11 protein-coding genes and 1 pseudogene are annotated in these 14,777 nt (G+C 54.5%); 10 read left to right on the plus strand and 2 right to left on the minus strand.

Annotated features, from left to right (window positions below; translation table 11 throughout):
* Positions 1 to 24: 24 nt before the first annotated feature.
* On the minus strand, positions 25 to 1,365 hold the full coding sequence (locus DB48_RS10760) for an aspartate aminotransferase family protein (RefSeq protein WP_041510283.1): 1,341 nt from the start codon (positions 1,363 to 1,365) through the stop codon (positions 25 to 27).
* 248 nt (positions 1,366 to 1,613) lie between these two features.
* Between DB48_RS10760 and DB48_RS10765 the strand changes: the two genes are divergently transcribed.
* Complete coding sequence (locus tag DB48_RS10765) at positions 1,614 to 3,110, plus strand: aldehyde dehydrogenase (protein ID WP_041510284.1); 1,497 nt, start codon at positions 1,614 to 1,616, stop codon at positions 3,108 to 3,110.
* Between the two features lie 404 nt (positions 3,111 to 3,514).
* Positions 3,515 to 4,375, plus strand: coding sequence for a sulfurtransferase (locus DB48_RS10770; RefSeq protein ID WP_041510359.1), 861 nt, complete (start codon positions 3,515 to 3,517; stop codon positions 4,373 to 4,375).
* 67 nt (positions 4,376 to 4,442) lie between these two features.
* On the opposite strand, the gene DB48_RS10775 is transcribed toward DB48_RS10770, so the two are convergent.
* Entirely contained in the window at positions 4,443 to 5,747 is a 1,305-nt protein-coding gene (locus DB48_RS10775; protein ID WP_041510285.1) for an NAD(P)/FAD-dependent oxidoreductase, read from the minus strand.
* 183 nt (positions 5,748 to 5,930) lie between these two features.
* On the opposite strand from DB48_RS10775, the gene DB48_RS10780 reads away from it, so the two are divergent.
* The 8 genes and pseudogenes from DB48_RS10780 to DB48_RS10815 all read left to right on the plus strand — a co-directional run bounded on the left by DB48_RS10780 (position 5,931) and on the right by DB48_RS10815 (position 14,743).
* Positions 5,931 to 6,479, plus strand: coding sequence for a cupin domain-containing protein (locus DB48_RS10780; RefSeq protein WP_041510286.1), 549 nt, complete (start codon positions 5,931 to 5,933; stop codon positions 6,477 to 6,479).
* Between the two features lie 419 nt (positions 6,480 to 6,898).
* Positions 6,899 to 7,660 (plus strand): gamma-glutamyl-gamma-aminobutyrate hydrolase family protein, encoded by a 762-nt coding sequence (locus DB48_RS10785; protein WP_041510287.1) that lies wholly within the window; start codon positions 6,899 to 6,901, stop codon positions 7,658 to 7,660.
* A gap of 318 nt (positions 7,661 to 7,978) precedes the next feature.
* Positions 7,979 to 9,015, plus strand: a pseudogene (locus tag DB48_RS10790) (glutamine synthetase family protein).
* Positions 9,016 to 9,292: 277 nt separating this feature from the next.
* A complete protein-coding gene (locus DB48_RS10795; protein WP_041510288.1) occupies positions 9,293 to 10,393 on the plus strand; it encodes a polyamine ABC transporter substrate-binding protein in 1,101 nt (366 codons plus the stop codon).
* Positions 10,394 to 10,492: 99 nt separating this feature from the next.
* A complete protein-coding gene (potA, locus tag DB48_RS10800; RefSeq protein WP_041510289.1) occupies positions 10,493 to 11,629 on the plus strand; it encodes a polyamine ABC transporter ATP-binding protein in 1,137 nt (378 codons plus the stop codon).
* 10 nt (positions 11,630 to 11,639) lie between these two features.
* Positions 11,640 to 12,548, plus strand: a complete 909-nt coding sequence (locus tag DB48_RS10805; RefSeq protein ID WP_041510290.1) for an ABC transporter permease subunit — start codon at positions 11,640 to 11,642, stop codon at positions 12,546 to 12,548.
* Positions 12,545 to 13,372, plus strand: a complete 828-nt coding sequence (locus DB48_RS10810) for an ABC transporter permease subunit (protein WP_011864781.1) — start codon at positions 12,545 to 12,547, stop codon at positions 13,370 to 13,372. Before DB48_RS10805 ends, DB48_RS10810 begins: the two co-directional genes overlap by 4 nt.
* 84 nt (positions 13,373 to 13,456) lie before the next feature.
* On the plus strand, positions 13,457 to 14,743 hold the full coding sequence (locus tag DB48_RS10815; protein WP_041510291.1) for an NAD(P)/FAD-dependent oxidoreductase: 1,287 nt from the start codon (positions 13,457 to 13,459) through the stop codon (positions 14,741 to 14,743).
* Positions 14,744 to 14,777: the final 34 nt, after the last annotated feature.

Consider the following 14,777-nt stretch of genomic DNA (forward strand, 5'->3'; position numbering starts at 1 on the left):
CTAATGTGTTCTGGTTATTCTGAATTAGCCAACTGTGGTGATGGCATCGCTTAGGGTGTTGACCATCTGATCGATTTGAGCCTCGTCGACAATCAAAGGTGGCGACAGGGCGATGGTGTCGGCGGTGGCCCTGACCAGGGTGCCATTCTTGAAACAGGTCTCGAAGATGCCGAAGCCTCGCTTGCCTATGCCCTTATCGCTCGGGCTGAACTGGATTCCCGCCACCAGGCCTGTGTTGCGTATGTCGATAAGATTCGGCAGTCCCTTGAGGCTGTGCACCGCACGCTCGAAGTAGCCTTCCAGCGACTTGGTGCGCTCAAACAGCCTCTCTTGCTGATAGATCTCCAGAGTGGCGAGCGCCGCAGCTGCGGCGACCGGGTGACCCGAGTAGGTGTAGCCGTGATAGAGCTCGATGGCGCCTTCGGGGGCGTCCATGCTGGCATCATAGATGGCATCGTCGATCAGCACGGCGCCCATGGGGATGGTGCCGTTGTTAAGCGCCTTGGCGGTGGTGATCATATCTGGCGTCACCTCCCAGCGCTGGCTGGCGAAGGCGTCGCCCACGCGGCCAAAGCCGGTGATCACCTCATCGAAGATCAGGAGGATGCCGTGTTTGCGGGTAATTTCACGCAAACGCTTGAGATAGCCTTGGGGCGGCAGAATGACCCCGGCCGAGCCCGACATTGGCTCGACGATCACCGCGGCGATATTCTCGGCGCCGTGTAGGGTGATGAGTTGCTCAAGTACCTCGGCCTTCTCGGCGCCGGTTTCCGGCAGGCCCTTACAGAAGGCGTTTTGCTGGATATCCAGGGTGTGGGGAAGATGATCCACCCCCTGCAGTAGCTGCTGGCTGAAGGTGCGGCGATTGCCGCCGATGCCGCCGACCGATATGCCGCCGAAGCCAACGCCATGGTAGCCAAGTTCTCGGCCGATGAAGCGGGTACGGGTGGCCTCACCGCGGGCCCTGTGGTAGTTAAGGGCAATCTTCAGCGCCGTGTCGACAGACTCAGAGCCTGAGTTGGTAAAGAATACCTTGTTGATCCCCTTGGGGGCGATGGCGGCCAGACGCTCGGCCAGTTCGAACGCCAGTGGGTGACCCATTTGGAAAGAGGGGGCATAGTCCATCTCGTGGATCTGTTTGCTGACCGCCTCAGAGATCGCCCTGCGGCCGTGTCCGGCATTACAGCACCAGAGACCGGCCGTGCCATCGAGGACGGGGCGGCCATTGACATCCTTGTAGTACATCCCTTCGGCCTGCGCGAGGAGGCGGGGACTCTGCTTAAACTGTCTATTGGCGGTAAAAGGCATCCAATAGTGTTCCAGTGTGCCTGTGGCCTGCTGGTCAGCTTTATTGAAATCTTCCATATCATCTACCCTGGTTCTGTGTAATTGTTGTTTTAGTGAGTGGTTGATATTCGCTATGCTATGTCAGAAATAATGAACATGAAAGCTTTTTGTTCATTATTTATAGCAAAAAATAACTTTTTGTAAAAAATATTGAAATCAAATGAGGGTTAAGCGTAATCTAGGACAGGCACTGTTGCGCCGTACAGGGCGTGAGAGGGCGATCGAGCATTGATGCTAGAGCAATTATCACCCGTTAAGAGGTCAGAATGAGTACTCCACAAAATCGCGAACAATGGCAAGAGATGGCGGATAACCTGGTTATTCAGGGCAAGGCATTTATTAATGGCGAATACTGCGCCGCCGATTCAAATGACACCTTCGACTGTATCAGCCCTATCGATGGCAGGGTACTGACCCAGGTGGCCAGCTGCGATCTGGTGGATGCTAACCGCGCGGTGGCAAATGCTCGCGAGGTGTTTGAGCGCGGCGACTGGTCGCAGCTGCCGCCGGTGAAACGCAAACAGGTGATGATACGCTTTGCCGAACTCCTCGAGGCCAATAAAGATGAGCTGGCCCTGTTAGAAACGCTGGATATGGGTAAGCCCATACGTTATTCCGGCGCCGTCGATGTGGCGGGGGCGGCCCGTGCCATTCGTTGGTCGGGTGAGGCGGTGGATAAGATCTATGATGAGATAGCGCCGACGGCCCACAACGAGATAGGCATGATCACCCGCGAGCCTGTCGGCGTAGTGGCTGCCATCGTCCCCTGGAATTTCCCGCTGCTGATGGCGTGCTGGAAGCTGGGGCCCGCACTGGCCACGGGTAACAGCGTGGTGTTAAAGCCGTCAGAGAAATCCCCCCTGACCGCCATTCGCATGGCGCAGTTGGCGATAGAAGCCGGGATCCCCAAGGGTGTCCTCAACGTGCTGCCAGGTTACGGACACACAGTGGGTAAGGCGCTGGCGCTACATATGGATGTCGATACCCTGGTCTTCACCGGTTCGACCAAGATCGCCAAGCAGCTGATGATCTATGCTGGTGAGTCAAACATGAAGCGCGTCTGGCTGGAGGCTGGGGGCAAGAGTCCGAACATCGTCTTCAACGATGCGCCTAACCTGAAAGAGGCTGCCATTGCGGCGGCATCGGCCATCGCCTTCAACCAGGGCGAGGTCTGCACCGCAGGTTCGCGTCTGCTGGTGGAATCGGGCGTCAAGGATGAGCTTATCAAGCTTATCGAGGCCGAGATGCAGGCCTGGCAGCCGGGGCATCCGCTTGATCCTGCCACCACCTGTGGCGCCGTGGTAGATAAGCAGCAGCTGGATAATGTACTTGCCTATATCCGCGCCGGAGTGGCCGAGGGGGCGCAGCTGCGTCATGGCGGGCAGCAGGTGCTGGCCGAGACAGGCGGCGTGTATGTGGCGCCGACCATCTTTGCCAACGTGAAGAACGAGATGACTATCGCCAAGGAGGAGATCTTCGGCCCTGTCTTGTCGGTGATCACCTTCGATGGCATGGAGGAGGCGATCCGTATCGGTAACGATACCATCTATGGGCTGGCGGCGGGTGTCTGGACCTCAGATATCAGCAAGGCACACAAGACCGCCAAGGCGCTGCGCAGCGGCATGGTATGGATCAATCACTATGACGGCGGAGATATGACGGCGCCCTTTGGTGGCTATAAGCAGTCGGGCAACGGCCGCGACAAGTCACTGCACGCCTTCGACAAGTACACTGAGATCAAGGCCACCTGGATCGCCCTGTAGAGATAGGCGAGTAGCCTGCCAGACAAAAGGGTTTTCCCCATTGCTTTATATTAATAACCCTTTAGTAATAGCCCTTTAGCCATAAAGGGCTTTTTTATGCCTGTCCGTTGGCGGGGTTCAAATAAGTCATACCAATCACAATAAGTATGTGATCAGAAATAGCGCAGGAAAAACGCTTGAGAACAAAGCAGGATTTTTAGATAAGTAGTTATTCTACAATTAAAAATACTAATACAGTTGTCGAGCGTTTTAACAAGCTAGAATGATCAATTATTTATTACGATTGGTATCACTTGTCCTGAGCCCCTTGCATCGTATATTGTCTTTACAGATAAGCGTCATACGATTAATAAGAGGGGCCAGACAGATGTTGATTAGCCCCCACATTGGGAGTCACTATGGAATTGGAATACCCGTTAGTTACCACCGCCTGGCTTGAGGCAAATTTGTTTGAGTCGAATCTGGTATTGCTCGACGCCAGTATGCAGAGCGTGGTGGGCAAGGAACCCATTTTATACGATGAGTTCATCTGTATTCCCAGAGCGCAGAAGTTTGATATTGAGCGGGTGTTTTGCGATACCGATTCAGCTCAGCTACATGCCATGCCGACCCCTGGGCAGTTTGAGCAAGGTGTCACGGCGCTGGGTATCGACAGAGACAGCCTGGTGGTGATCTACGATAACCAGGGGATCTATAGCGCACCCAGAGCCTGGTGGATGTTTAAGGTCATGGGGCACGAAAACGTCTATGTGCTCGATGGCGGCCTGCCCCAGTGGCTCGGCGAGGCACGCATGACCAGCGAAAGTTATCAAACGCCGGTACTGGATGAAGAGTCTGTGCCCTATGTGGCGGATTATCAGTCGGGCCTTATCTGCGATGCCAACTACGTACTCGAATCTCTGGGCAGCGATAGTGTTATCTTGGATGCGCGCGCAGCGGGGCGTTTTGCCGGCGAGGTCAGTGAGCCCAGACCCGGCGTGCGCAGCGGTCATATTCCCGGCTCGCTGAACCTACCCTTTGGCGAGCTGCTGCGCGAACATCGGATGAAGCGGGTCGAGGACCTGCAGGCCATGTTTGAGCAGTTGGTAGGAGAGCTGGTGGGTGAGCAGGAAGCAGAGCGGATCTTCAGCTGCGGCTCGGGTATCACAGCCTGTATCCTGATCTTAGCCTCTGTGGCCTCGGGACATGACAAGGCGGTGCTCTATGATGGCTCCTGGGCCGACTGGGGCAGTAACCCTGAGCTACCTATAGAGCAGGGAAATTAATTCCAGTAAAAAGAAAAGGTGCCTAGGGCACCTTTTTTATGCTGACTATTTTATTTTAGTTTTTAGGCTAAAACAGGTCTTTCAGCCTGTGATACAGCATGCCAGCGGCCAGCATGGGTGAGCGGAATCTCGGACCGCCGGGGAAGGTCATGTGCTGGACCCTGTCGAAAATATCGAACCGCTCCGCCTGGGCCGTCAGGGCTTCGCCGATAAGCCTGGCCGCCATATGGGTGGCATTGACGCCGTGACCGGCATAGGCCTGGGCGTAGAGGATATTCGGGCAATCCGGCAGTCTACCTATCTGCGGCAGGCGGTTGGCACCTATGCCTATCATGCCGCCCCATTCATACTCTATCTTAACGCCCTTGAGCTGGGGGAAGACCTTCTCCAGGTTGGGACGCAGGGCGGCATCAATATCCTTAGGATCTTTGCCCGAATAGGTACACAGGCCGCCGAATAGCAGGCGGTTGTCCTGAGAAAGGTGGAAGTAGTCGAGATCGATACGCATGTCGGCGAACGCCATATTCTGCGGGATCAGTGCATCACACTGGGCCTGAGTGAGCGGCTCGGTGGCCAGCAGGTAGCTGCCGGCGGGCAGCACCTTGCCGCCTACATAGCCGTTGAGTTCATGGCCGATATAGGCGTTACCGGCGAGCACCAGATAGCGGCAGTCGACGCGGCCGTGTTCGGTATGCACGCAGGGGCGATCGCCCTTGACTATCTTGGTGGCGGCGCTGTATTCGAACATCTTAACGCCCAGGCTACGCGCCACCTTGGCCTCGCCCAGAGCAAGGTTGAGTGGGTGTAGGTGGCCGCTGTTCATGTCGACTAGGGCACCGCAGTATAGGTCTGAGCCGATCACCTCGCCAAGCTGGTGCTTCTCCAGTAGCTTAAAGCCCTCGCGGCCCTGGTGCAGCATCTCCTGATAGTCGGCGGCGAGTTCCTTCATGTGTCTGGGCTTGGTGGCCAGATCGCAATAGCCCATCTGTAGGTTACAGTCGATATTGTGTTTCGCGATGCGCTTACGGACGATGTCGACCGCCTCGAAGCCCATCTCTTCTATGGCTGCGACGCCTTCTGAGCCGATCTCGTTGCGGAACTGTTCAACATTATGACCTATGCCCCGGATCAGCTCGCCGCCGTTGCGGCCCGATGCGCCCCAGCCGATCCGCTTCGCCTCGAGCAGGACGACGTCGAAACCCTTCTCGGCTAGCTCGATGGCGGTATTGATGCCACTAAAGCCGCCGCCGACGATGCAGACATCGGCGCTGATCCGTTCGGTGAGTTGAGGTAAAGCTTCCAGGGCATTGGCAGTGGCATGATAGTAAGAGTCGGGATATTGGTCACTGTGGACAGGGCGCTTGGTGGTCATTTTGGCTCCGAGTGAGGGTTTTATTCTTGTTATTCGACTAAATTGGCCAGAGTAAGTATACTTTTGACCCTTGAGTTGGTTATAATTCACACCTGTTGATTATATTTAACATGCTTTTTAGTTTGATACAAACTAGTATGGAAAATTGTTTCTTCCGGGGTCTTGTTGAATAGGAGATGTTTTTTGGATATAGGCGCAAATCTCAAAGCTGTTCGTAAAATGAAAGGGTTATCGCAACGCGAGTTGGCCAAGCGTGCCGGCGTGACCAACAGCACCATCTCTATGATCGAGAAGAACAGCGTCAGTCCTTCGGTGAGTTCCCTGAAGAAAGTGTTGTCGGGTTTGCCCATGTCGCTGGTGGACTTCTTCTCTATCGAGGAGAGCATGCCCAGCGAGCAGAAGGTGGTCTACCGCTCTGGCGAGCTGCTGGATATTGGCGATGGCAACCTGGACTACAAGTTGATCGGCAGAGACTACCCCAACCGCGCTATGTCTGTGATGAACGAGGTCTATCCCCCTGGGTCTGATACCGGCGAAGAGATGCTACAGCACGAAGGTGAAGAGGCGGCCATGGTGATCGAGGGCCAACTGGAGATCACCATAGGCGATGAAGTCTATGTGCTCAGCGAGGGCGATAGCTACTACTTCAACAGTGAGTTGCCCCACAGGTTCCGCAATCCTTTCGATAAGCCTTGTCGCATCGTCAGCGCCACGACGCCGGCAAACTTCTAACACAATATTAGTAGGCCGGGTATCGCCCGGCCTATCCACCCTTCCCCCTCTCTATTGCTTCCCTGCCCATGTCGGTATGTCTATGCCCATACGGCTGAGCCATTGTACGCTCGATTATGTAAATAATTTTGTCCATTAAGGCCATAACCCCCATTTCTGAAGTCGGCTTTTCTGTGGGAGCTGGTTCACAAAACCCCTGGCGTGATTTTCGCCTGTTTTCGGCTTTACATTAATTTTATTTCTCTTTTAATGTTGTTTTAATTGAGTTTTATTCTAATTGTTATTCTATTGTATATTTTGTTTTCTGCGGGCTATTGCCTCGTCAACTATTTCAGTGTAGTGTGTGAAAAAATGAACATTGATTGAAGTCTGTTCATTGCTATAACTATAAGAAGACGCAACAAAGCTAAAGGTGAACTATGTCCGATGAAGGACTTGCTGTTATCGGTGTCACGGCCTGTAATCAACAGGTAGGCCTGCACCCATTCAATATCGTTGGCGAGAAATACCTACTGAGTATTGCCGATGCCACCCAGGGCTGGCCCTTGGTGATCCCCGCACTTGGCCATTGCCCGGCCGAGACGATATTGCCCAGATTAGATGGCCTGCTCTTCACCGGTTCGCCCTCCAATATCGAGCCCCACCACTATGACGGTGTGGCGAGTGACCCAGATACCCTACACGATCCCAAACGCGACGCCACCAATCTGCCGCTGCTGAAGGCGGCGATCGATGCCGGTGTGCCTGTGCTGGCCATCTGCCGGGGATTTCAGGAGATGAATGTGGTATTTGGTGGCAGCCTGCATCAGAAATTGCATGAAGTTGGCGATTATATTGAACACAGAGAAGACAAGACGGCTGACGTCGAGGTGCAGTACGGCCTGTCTCATCCGTTGAAGATAGAACCGGGGGGATTACTCCACGAGGCTTGGGGCCGCAATTTGGCAGAGGTGAACTCTGTGCACACTCAAGGTGTTGACCGTTTGGGTGTTGGATTGCGGCCAGAAGCCTATGCCCCCGATGGATTAATCGAGGCGTTTTCGGTCAAAGAGGCGAAAAATTTCGCGCTGGGGGTGCAGTTTCACCCCGAATGGAAGGTGTTAGAGAACCCTTTCTATCGCTCAATTTTCAGTGCCTTTAGTCAAGCCTGCCAAGCCAGAGCAGCTCAACGCAAGAGATAATGAAGCATGAAGAAGTTAATCGATTATTTGAAAGCCAATAAGATCACCGAGGTGGAGTGTGTCATCAGCGATATGACGGGGATCGCCCGCGGTAAAATCGCTCCGGTGGATAAGTTTATCGACGAGAAGGGGATGCGCCTGCCAGAGAGTGTGCTGCTGCAGACAGTGACCGGCGATTATGTGGATGACGATCTGTATGACAGCCTGCTGGATAAGGCGGATATCGACTTTGTCTGTGTCCCGGACGCGAACGCGGTATTCATGTTGCCCTGGACGGTCGAAGCCACTGCCCAGGTGATCCACGACACCTTCGACAAGATGGGTAACCCCATAGAGCTGTCGCCCCGTAACCTGCTAAAGAAAGTGCTCAAGCTCTATGAAGATAAGGGCTGGAAGCCAGTCGTTGCGCCCGAGATGGAATTTTATCTGACCCATAGAAACTCAGATCCCGATATTCCATTGATCCCGCCCGTGGGCCGCAGTGGTCGCAAGGAGTCGGGTCGTCAGTCTTTCTCAATCGATGCCGCCAACGAGTACGATCCCTTATTGAAGATATGTATGACTGGTGCGAGGCTCAGGGACTGGATATCGATACCCTGATCCATGAAGAGGGCACGGCCCAGATGGAGATCAACTTCAGCCACGGCGACCCTCTGTCGCTGGCGGATCAGGTGTTTGTGTTTAAGCGTACCTTGCGTGAGGCAGCGCTTAAGCATGATGTGTGTGCCACCTTCATGGCCAAGCCTGTCACCGACGAGCCCGGCAGCGCCATGCATATTCACCAGAGTGTGGTGGATATCAAGACCGGCAAGAATGTCTTTACCAACGAAGACGGCACGAAAAGTGCTAAGTTCCTGAGCTACATAGGCGGCCTGCAGAAGTATATTCCCGAGCTGCTTCCCCTGATGGCACCCAACGTAAACTCTTTCAGACGCTTCCTGCCCGGCACCTCGGCGCCGGTCAATCTGGAGTGGGGCGATGAGAACCGTACCTGTGGTCTGCGTATTCCCGAGTCGTCGCCACAGAACCGTCGCATCGAGAACCGCATCGCCGGTGCCGATGCCAACAGCTATCTGGCCATCGCGGCCACCTTGCTGTGTGGTTACATGGGCATGGTGGAAGATGTGAAACCCTCCACGCCTATGCATGGACGCGCTAACGAGAATCGCCAGGGGATCAGCCTGCCGCTGACCCTCGAAGAGGCGCTGGCGGTGATGTCGGAAAGCTCGGCGGTTAGGGAATATCTGGGGGATACCTTTACCACAGGTTATATCGCGGTGAAACAGGCGGATCTGGAAAACTTCCGCCGGGTGATCAGTTCATGGGAGCGCGAGTTCCTACTACTGACCGTCTAGCGGCTCTGCACCACTCTGGGGCAGGGTTGGCGACAAAATGAAGCAAGATTGCCGGGGGATTAACCCCCTGGTTGAATCATGGATAACTAACCGGTGTAAATAGATATAAATTCATATTGATGGTGGATATGTTCGATTTTACACTAGCGATGAATGTTAAACAGGTTCGATGCAGTTGTAAGCTGTAGCATTGGCAATAATAACAATGAAAGCCGTCACAAGCGGCAATGCAATGACAGTAATCATCAGACTACTGGCAAGCTAACAAGGAGATAGCATGAAGCTTTTAAAGAAAATGACAACACTCGCTCTGGTCACCGCCGGGGTATTTGCAAGCTCTGTCGCCAGCGCCGAAGAGGTGGTTAGAGTATATAACTGGTCTGATTATATCGCCGAAGATACCCTCGCCAATTTTGAGAAAGAGACGGGCATCAAGGTGGTCTACGATGTGTTCGACAGCAACGAAGTGGTCGAGGCTAAGCTGCTATCGGGTCGTTCTGGCTATGATATCGTGGTGCCGTCAAACAACTTCCTGGCAAAGCAGATCAAGGCGGGTGCCTTCCAGAAGTTGGATCAGTCACAGCTGACCAACCATAAGAACCTCAATCCTGAACTGATGAAGCAGCTGGAAACCGCCGATCCACGTAACGAGCACGCCGTGCCTTACCTGTGGGGCACCACTGGCATAGGCTATAACGAGGCTAAGGTGAAACAGGTGTTGGGTGAAGATGCGCCGGTAGACTCTTTGGAGCTAGTCTTTAACCCTAAGTATGCCGAGAAGATCTCTAAGTGTGGCTTCTCGCTGCTGGACAGTGCCGACGAGATGCTGCCGATGGCGATGATCTACTTAGGCTTAGATCCAAATAGCACTAAGAGCGAAGACTATGCCAAGGCGGGTGAGGTGATGGCGAAGATCCGTCCCTTCGTGACCTATTTCCACTCATCACGCTACATTACCGATCTGGCCAATGGCGACCTCTGTGTGGCATTCGGTTACTCGGGTGATGTCTTCCAGGCCGCCGCGCGCGCCGAAGAGGCCGAGAATGGTCAGGTGATTGGATACGCGATTCCAAAAGAGGGTTCAAACCTTTGGTTCGATATGTTGGCGATTCCTGCCGATGCAAAGAACGTGAAGAACGCTCACACCTTTATTAATTATCTGCTGCGCCCCGAGGTGATTGCACCTATCACTAACTATGTGGCGTACGCTAACCCTAACGTGCCTGCTCAGGAGCTGGTGGATGAAGAGATCCGTAACGACGCGGCTATCTATCCTACCCCTGAAGTACTGTCACGCCTGTATGTGGCCGATGTGCGTCCGATGAAGGCGCAGCGTGCCATGACTCGCGTGTGGACTAAGGTCAAATCTGGCATGTAATGCCTGTATTAGAGGGCAAGGTCGCTTGCCCTCCTTTCTTTAAGATCATCTTAACTATTGCAGTAGGTGCCTTACTGGTGCTTTTTGTGGAGAAGTATTATGGCTAGCAATTCGGGCGTCACCAACAAACCGACAACAAAGACGCAAGGAGAGGTGTTGCTGAAGATCGAGAGAGTCAGCAAGCTATTTGACGATGTTCGCGCCGTGGACGACGTCTCGCTAAATATTAATCGTGGGGAAATTTTTGCATTGCTTGGCGGCTCAGGTTCGGGGAAATCGACGCTGCTGCGCATGCTGGCCGGCTTTGAGAAGCCGACCGAGGGACGCATCTATCTCGATGGCCAGGATATTACCGATATGCCACCCTATGAGCGCCCCATCAATATGATGTTCCAATCTTACGCCCTGTTTCCGCACATGACGGTGGCGCAAAATATCGCCTTCGGTCTCAAGCAGGACAAGATGCCCAAGGATGAGATAGAGCAGCGTGTTAAAGAGATGCTCAAGCTGGTTCACATGGAGCCTTATGCCAAGCGTAAGCCTAATCAGCTCTCCGGTGGTCAGCGTCAGCGTGTGGCCCTGGCGCGTTCGCTGGCCAAGCGTCCAAAACTCCTGCTACTGGACGAGCCTATGGGGGCGCTGGATAAGAAACTGCGCACTCAGATGCAGCTCGAGGTGGTGGACATTCTCGAGGCGGTCGGGGTGACCTGTGTGATGGTTACCCACGATCAGGAAGAGGCTATGACTATGGCCGAGCGCATCGCCATCATGAACGATGGCTGGATCGCTCAAACCGGTTCGCCAATGGATATCTACGAGAGCCCGGCTAACCGCATGGTGGCCGAGTTTATCGGCAGCGTAAACCTGTTCGAGGGGGATATTGTCGAGGATGAGGTCGACCACGTGGTGATCAATGTGGCCAACATTCCTCAGCCCTTCTACGTGGGCTACGGTGTGTCTACCAGTGTGGATACCACCCAGGTGTGGGTGGCGATTCGTCCCGAGAAGACTCATATCAGCCGCGAGCAGCCAGGCGAGGCGCGCAACTGGTGCGCCGGTAAGGTAGAAGATATCGCCTACCTGGGGGGCATCTCGGTTTACTACATACGCCTGTGTAATGGACAGCTTATTCAGTCAGTGATGACTAACAGCGACCGCCGCGCCGATTCGCCCACCTGGGAAGAGGATGTCTTCGTGAGCTGGGAAGCGACCAGTGCCGTTGTACTGAGATCTTAACGGGGGCGTTATGAAGAAGAAGCCAATAAAGTTTCGTTTGCCCAAGGGGCAATGCTGGACCATAGGCGTGCCCTATTTCTGGCTGCTGATGTTCTTTGCCTTGCCTTTTGCCATCGTATTGAAGATCAGTTTGTCGACGCCGGCCGTGGCGATCCCGCCCTATGAGGCGCTGTATCAATATGCCGACGAGTCGCTGCAGATCATGCTCAATCTGGGCAACTATATTCTGATCTTCGAAGATCATCTCTATGTCAATGCCTATCTGGGTTCGCTCAAGATGGCGTTGGTCACCACCTTCGGCTGTCTACTGATTGGTTACCCCATGGCGTATGCTATCGCCAGGGCACCTAAGCAGCACCAGACTGTGCTGATCCTCTTGGTGATGTTGCCATCTTGGACCTCGTTTCTTATCCGTGTGTATGCCTGGATGGGGATACTGAGTAACAACGGGGTGGTCAATAACCTGCTGATGTGGCTAGGGGTGATCTCCGAGCCTATTCAGATGCTCAATACCAATTTCGCCGTCTATATCGGCATCATCTATACCTATTTGCCGTTTATGATCCTCCCTCTATACGCCAACCTGTCGCAGCTCGATGGCAGTTTGCTCGAGGCCGCGGCAGATCTCGGCTCACGCAGTCTCAATACCTTCTGGAAGGTAACGCTGCCGCTGTCGAAAGGCGGGGTGATTGCCGGGTCTATGCTGGTGTTTATTCCTGTGGTCGGGGAGTTCGTGATCCCTGAGCTATTGGGCGGTCCTGATTCGCTCATGATAGGTAAGGTGCTCTGGCAGGAGTTCTTCAACAACCGTGATTGGCCGGTCGCTTCGTCTCTCGCCATCGTGATGTTGGCACTCTTGATTATCCCTATCACCCTATTTCATCGTTATCAGTCCAGAAGTATGGAGAAGACGATATGAGCAACAGACTAAGAAAATTGAGTTTCTCCACCCTGATGCTCTGGGGTGGGATGTTTTTCCTCTACGCGCCCATGTTCATCCTGGTCTTCTACTCCTTCAACGAGTCTAAGCTGGTGACGGTTTGGGGCGGCTTCTCGGCCAAGTGGTATGGTGAGCTATTCCGCGACGATCAGATCCTCGATGCGGTGGCGACCAGTTTGAAGGTGGCGTTCTTCGCCTCCACCATGGCGGTGATTCTCGGCACCATGGCGGCCTTCGTGATGACACGCTTCGCCCGCTCCTGGGGCAAGATGACATTGTCGAACATGATCACCGCGCCACTGGTTATGCCAGAGGTGATCACGGGTCTGTCGCTATTGCTGCTATTCGTGCACATGGCAGACCTACTGGGTTGGCCGGCCGAGCGTGGCATGCTGACGGTGTGGATCGCCCACTCGACCTTCTGCGCCGCCTATGTGGCCGTGGTGGTGTCATCCAGGCTGCGTGAGCTGGATATGTCTATCGAGGAGGCGGCTCAGGATTTAGGCGCGACGCCGCTCAAGACCTTCTTCCACATCACAGTGCCTATGATCTCGCCGGCGCTGATTGCGGGTTGGCTGCTCTCCTTCAGCCTGTCGCTGGATGACCTAGTGATCGCCAGCTTCGCCTCTGGGCCTGGAGCGACGACCCTGCCTATGGTGGTCTTCTCCTCCGTACGTATGGGGGTATCGCCCAAGATCAACGCGTTGGCGACCTTGATCATCTTAATCGTTTCGCTGATTGCCTTCATCTCTTGGTACCTCGCCAGACGCGCCGACAAACGTAGCCGTATGGTCAGCGACTAGGCTCGCAGCGTTAGCTCTAGATAGCAGGCGCCCCGCGGCGCCTGTCAACCCAAGCCATTATTATAACGATTCAGGGTGAATGATATGACCTGTACACCTCATGCAAATTCCTATTATGCGGCGTCTGCCAACACCAAGGCGCTGCGCGACAAGTTAAGCGATAACATAGAGACCGACGTCTGTATCATAGGCGCGGGTTATACCGGCCTCTCGTCGGCAATCCATCTGTTGGAGGCGGGCTTTAAGGTGACAGTGCTGGAGGCGGCCAGGGTCGGCTTCGGCGCATCCGGACGCAACGGCGGCCAGATAGTCAACAGCTTCAGCCGGGATATCGACACCATAGAGAAGGTGGTCGGCACCGAGCCGGCCAAGCTGTTTGGTCAGATGGCCTTCGAAGGTGGGCGCATCCTTAAAGGACTGGTCGCCAAATATAATATTCAGTGCGATCTCAAAGAAGGCGGCGTGTTTGCGGCGCTGAACAAGAAGCAGATGGGTCACCTCGCCGCGCAAAAGACGCTGTGGGAGAAGCATGGTCACCTTGGACATCTTGAGCTGCTGGATGAGCAGGGCATACGCGGCGTGGTGGATACCGAGCGCTACGTGGGCGGCATGTTAGACAAGAGCGGCGGCCATATTCACCCGCTGAATCTGGCGCTGGGTGAGGCCGATGCGGTGGAGTCCTTAGGGGGACAGATCTTTGAAGACTCGGCGGTGATCCGCGTCGATCAGGGCGACAGCCCCGTGGTACACACCCAGGAAGGGTCGGTGAAGTGCAAGTTTGTTATCGTGGCCGGAAATGCCTACCTCAAGGGCTTAATGCCCGAGCTACAGGCCAAGTCTATGCCCTGTGGTACTCAGGTGATCACCACTGAGCCGCTTGGTGAAGAGCTGGCGCACTCGCTGCTGCCGCAAGACTATTGCGTCGAAGACTGTAACTATCTGCTGGATTATTTCAGGCTGTCTGGCGACAAGCGTCTCATCTATGGTGGTGGCGTGGTCTACGGCGCCCGGGATCCTGCCAATATCGAGGCGATCATTCGTCCCAAGATGCTGGCGACCTTCCCGCAGCTCAAGGATGTGAAGATAGATTATACCTGGACGGGCAACTTCCTGTTGACCCTGTCACGCCTGCCGCAGGTCGGGCGTATCGGCGGTAATATCTATTACTCTCAGGGCTGTAGCGGTCATGGGGTGACCTATACGCACCTGGCGGGTCAGATACTGGCGGAGACCATCAATGGCCAGGCGAAACGCTTCGATGCCTTTGCTCAGCTACCTCATTACCCCTTCCCGGGCGGTCACCTGTTGCAGGTGCCTTTCTCGGCCATAGGTGCCTGGTACTACACGATGCGTGACAAACTGGGCGTGTAGTTTGCTATGTTTGGTCAATATAAAAAGCCCGCGC

It is taken from the genome of Shewanella sp. cp20 (genome assembly GCF_000832025.1).
Lineage (GTDB): Bacteria > Pseudomonadota > Gammaproteobacteria > Enterobacterales > Shewanellaceae > Shewanella.

Excerpts from the sequence above, each read along its gene's own strand:
- DB48_RS10760 (WP_041510283.1), bottom strand. The coding sequence starts at position 1,365 with ATGGAAGATTTCAATAAAGCTGACCAGCAGGCCACAGGCACACTGGAA.
- potA (WP_041510289.1), top strand. The coding sequence starts at position 10,493 with ATGGCTAGCAATTCGGGCGTCACCAACAAACCGACAACAAAGACGCAA.
- DB48_RS10765 (WP_041510284.1), top strand. The coding sequence starts at position 1,614 with ATGAGTACTCCACAAAATCGCGAACAATGGCAAGAGATGGCGGATAAC.
- DB48_RS10795 (WP_041510288.1), top strand. The coding sequence starts at position 9,293 with ATGAAGCTTTTAAAGAAAATGACAACACTCGCTCTGGTCACCGCCGGG.
- DB48_RS10785 (WP_041510287.1), top strand. The coding sequence starts at position 6,899 with ATGTCCGATGAAGGACTTGCTGTTATCGGTGTCACGGCCTGTAATCAA.
- DB48_RS10775 (WP_041510285.1), bottom strand. The coding sequence starts at position 5,747 with ATGACCACCAAGCGCCCTGTCCACAGTGACCAATATCCCGACTCTTAC.
- DB48_RS10805 (WP_041510290.1), top strand. The coding sequence starts at position 11,640 with ATGAAGAAGAAGCCAATAAAGTTTCGTTTGCCCAAGGGGCAATGCTGG.
- DB48_RS10810 (WP_011864781.1), top strand. The coding sequence starts at position 12,545 with ATGAGCAACAGACTAAGAAAATTGAGTTTCTCCACCCTGATGCTCTGG.
- DB48_RS10815 (WP_041510291.1), top strand. The coding sequence starts at position 13,457 with ATGACCTGTACACCTCATGCAAATTCCTATTATGCGGCGTCTGCCAAC.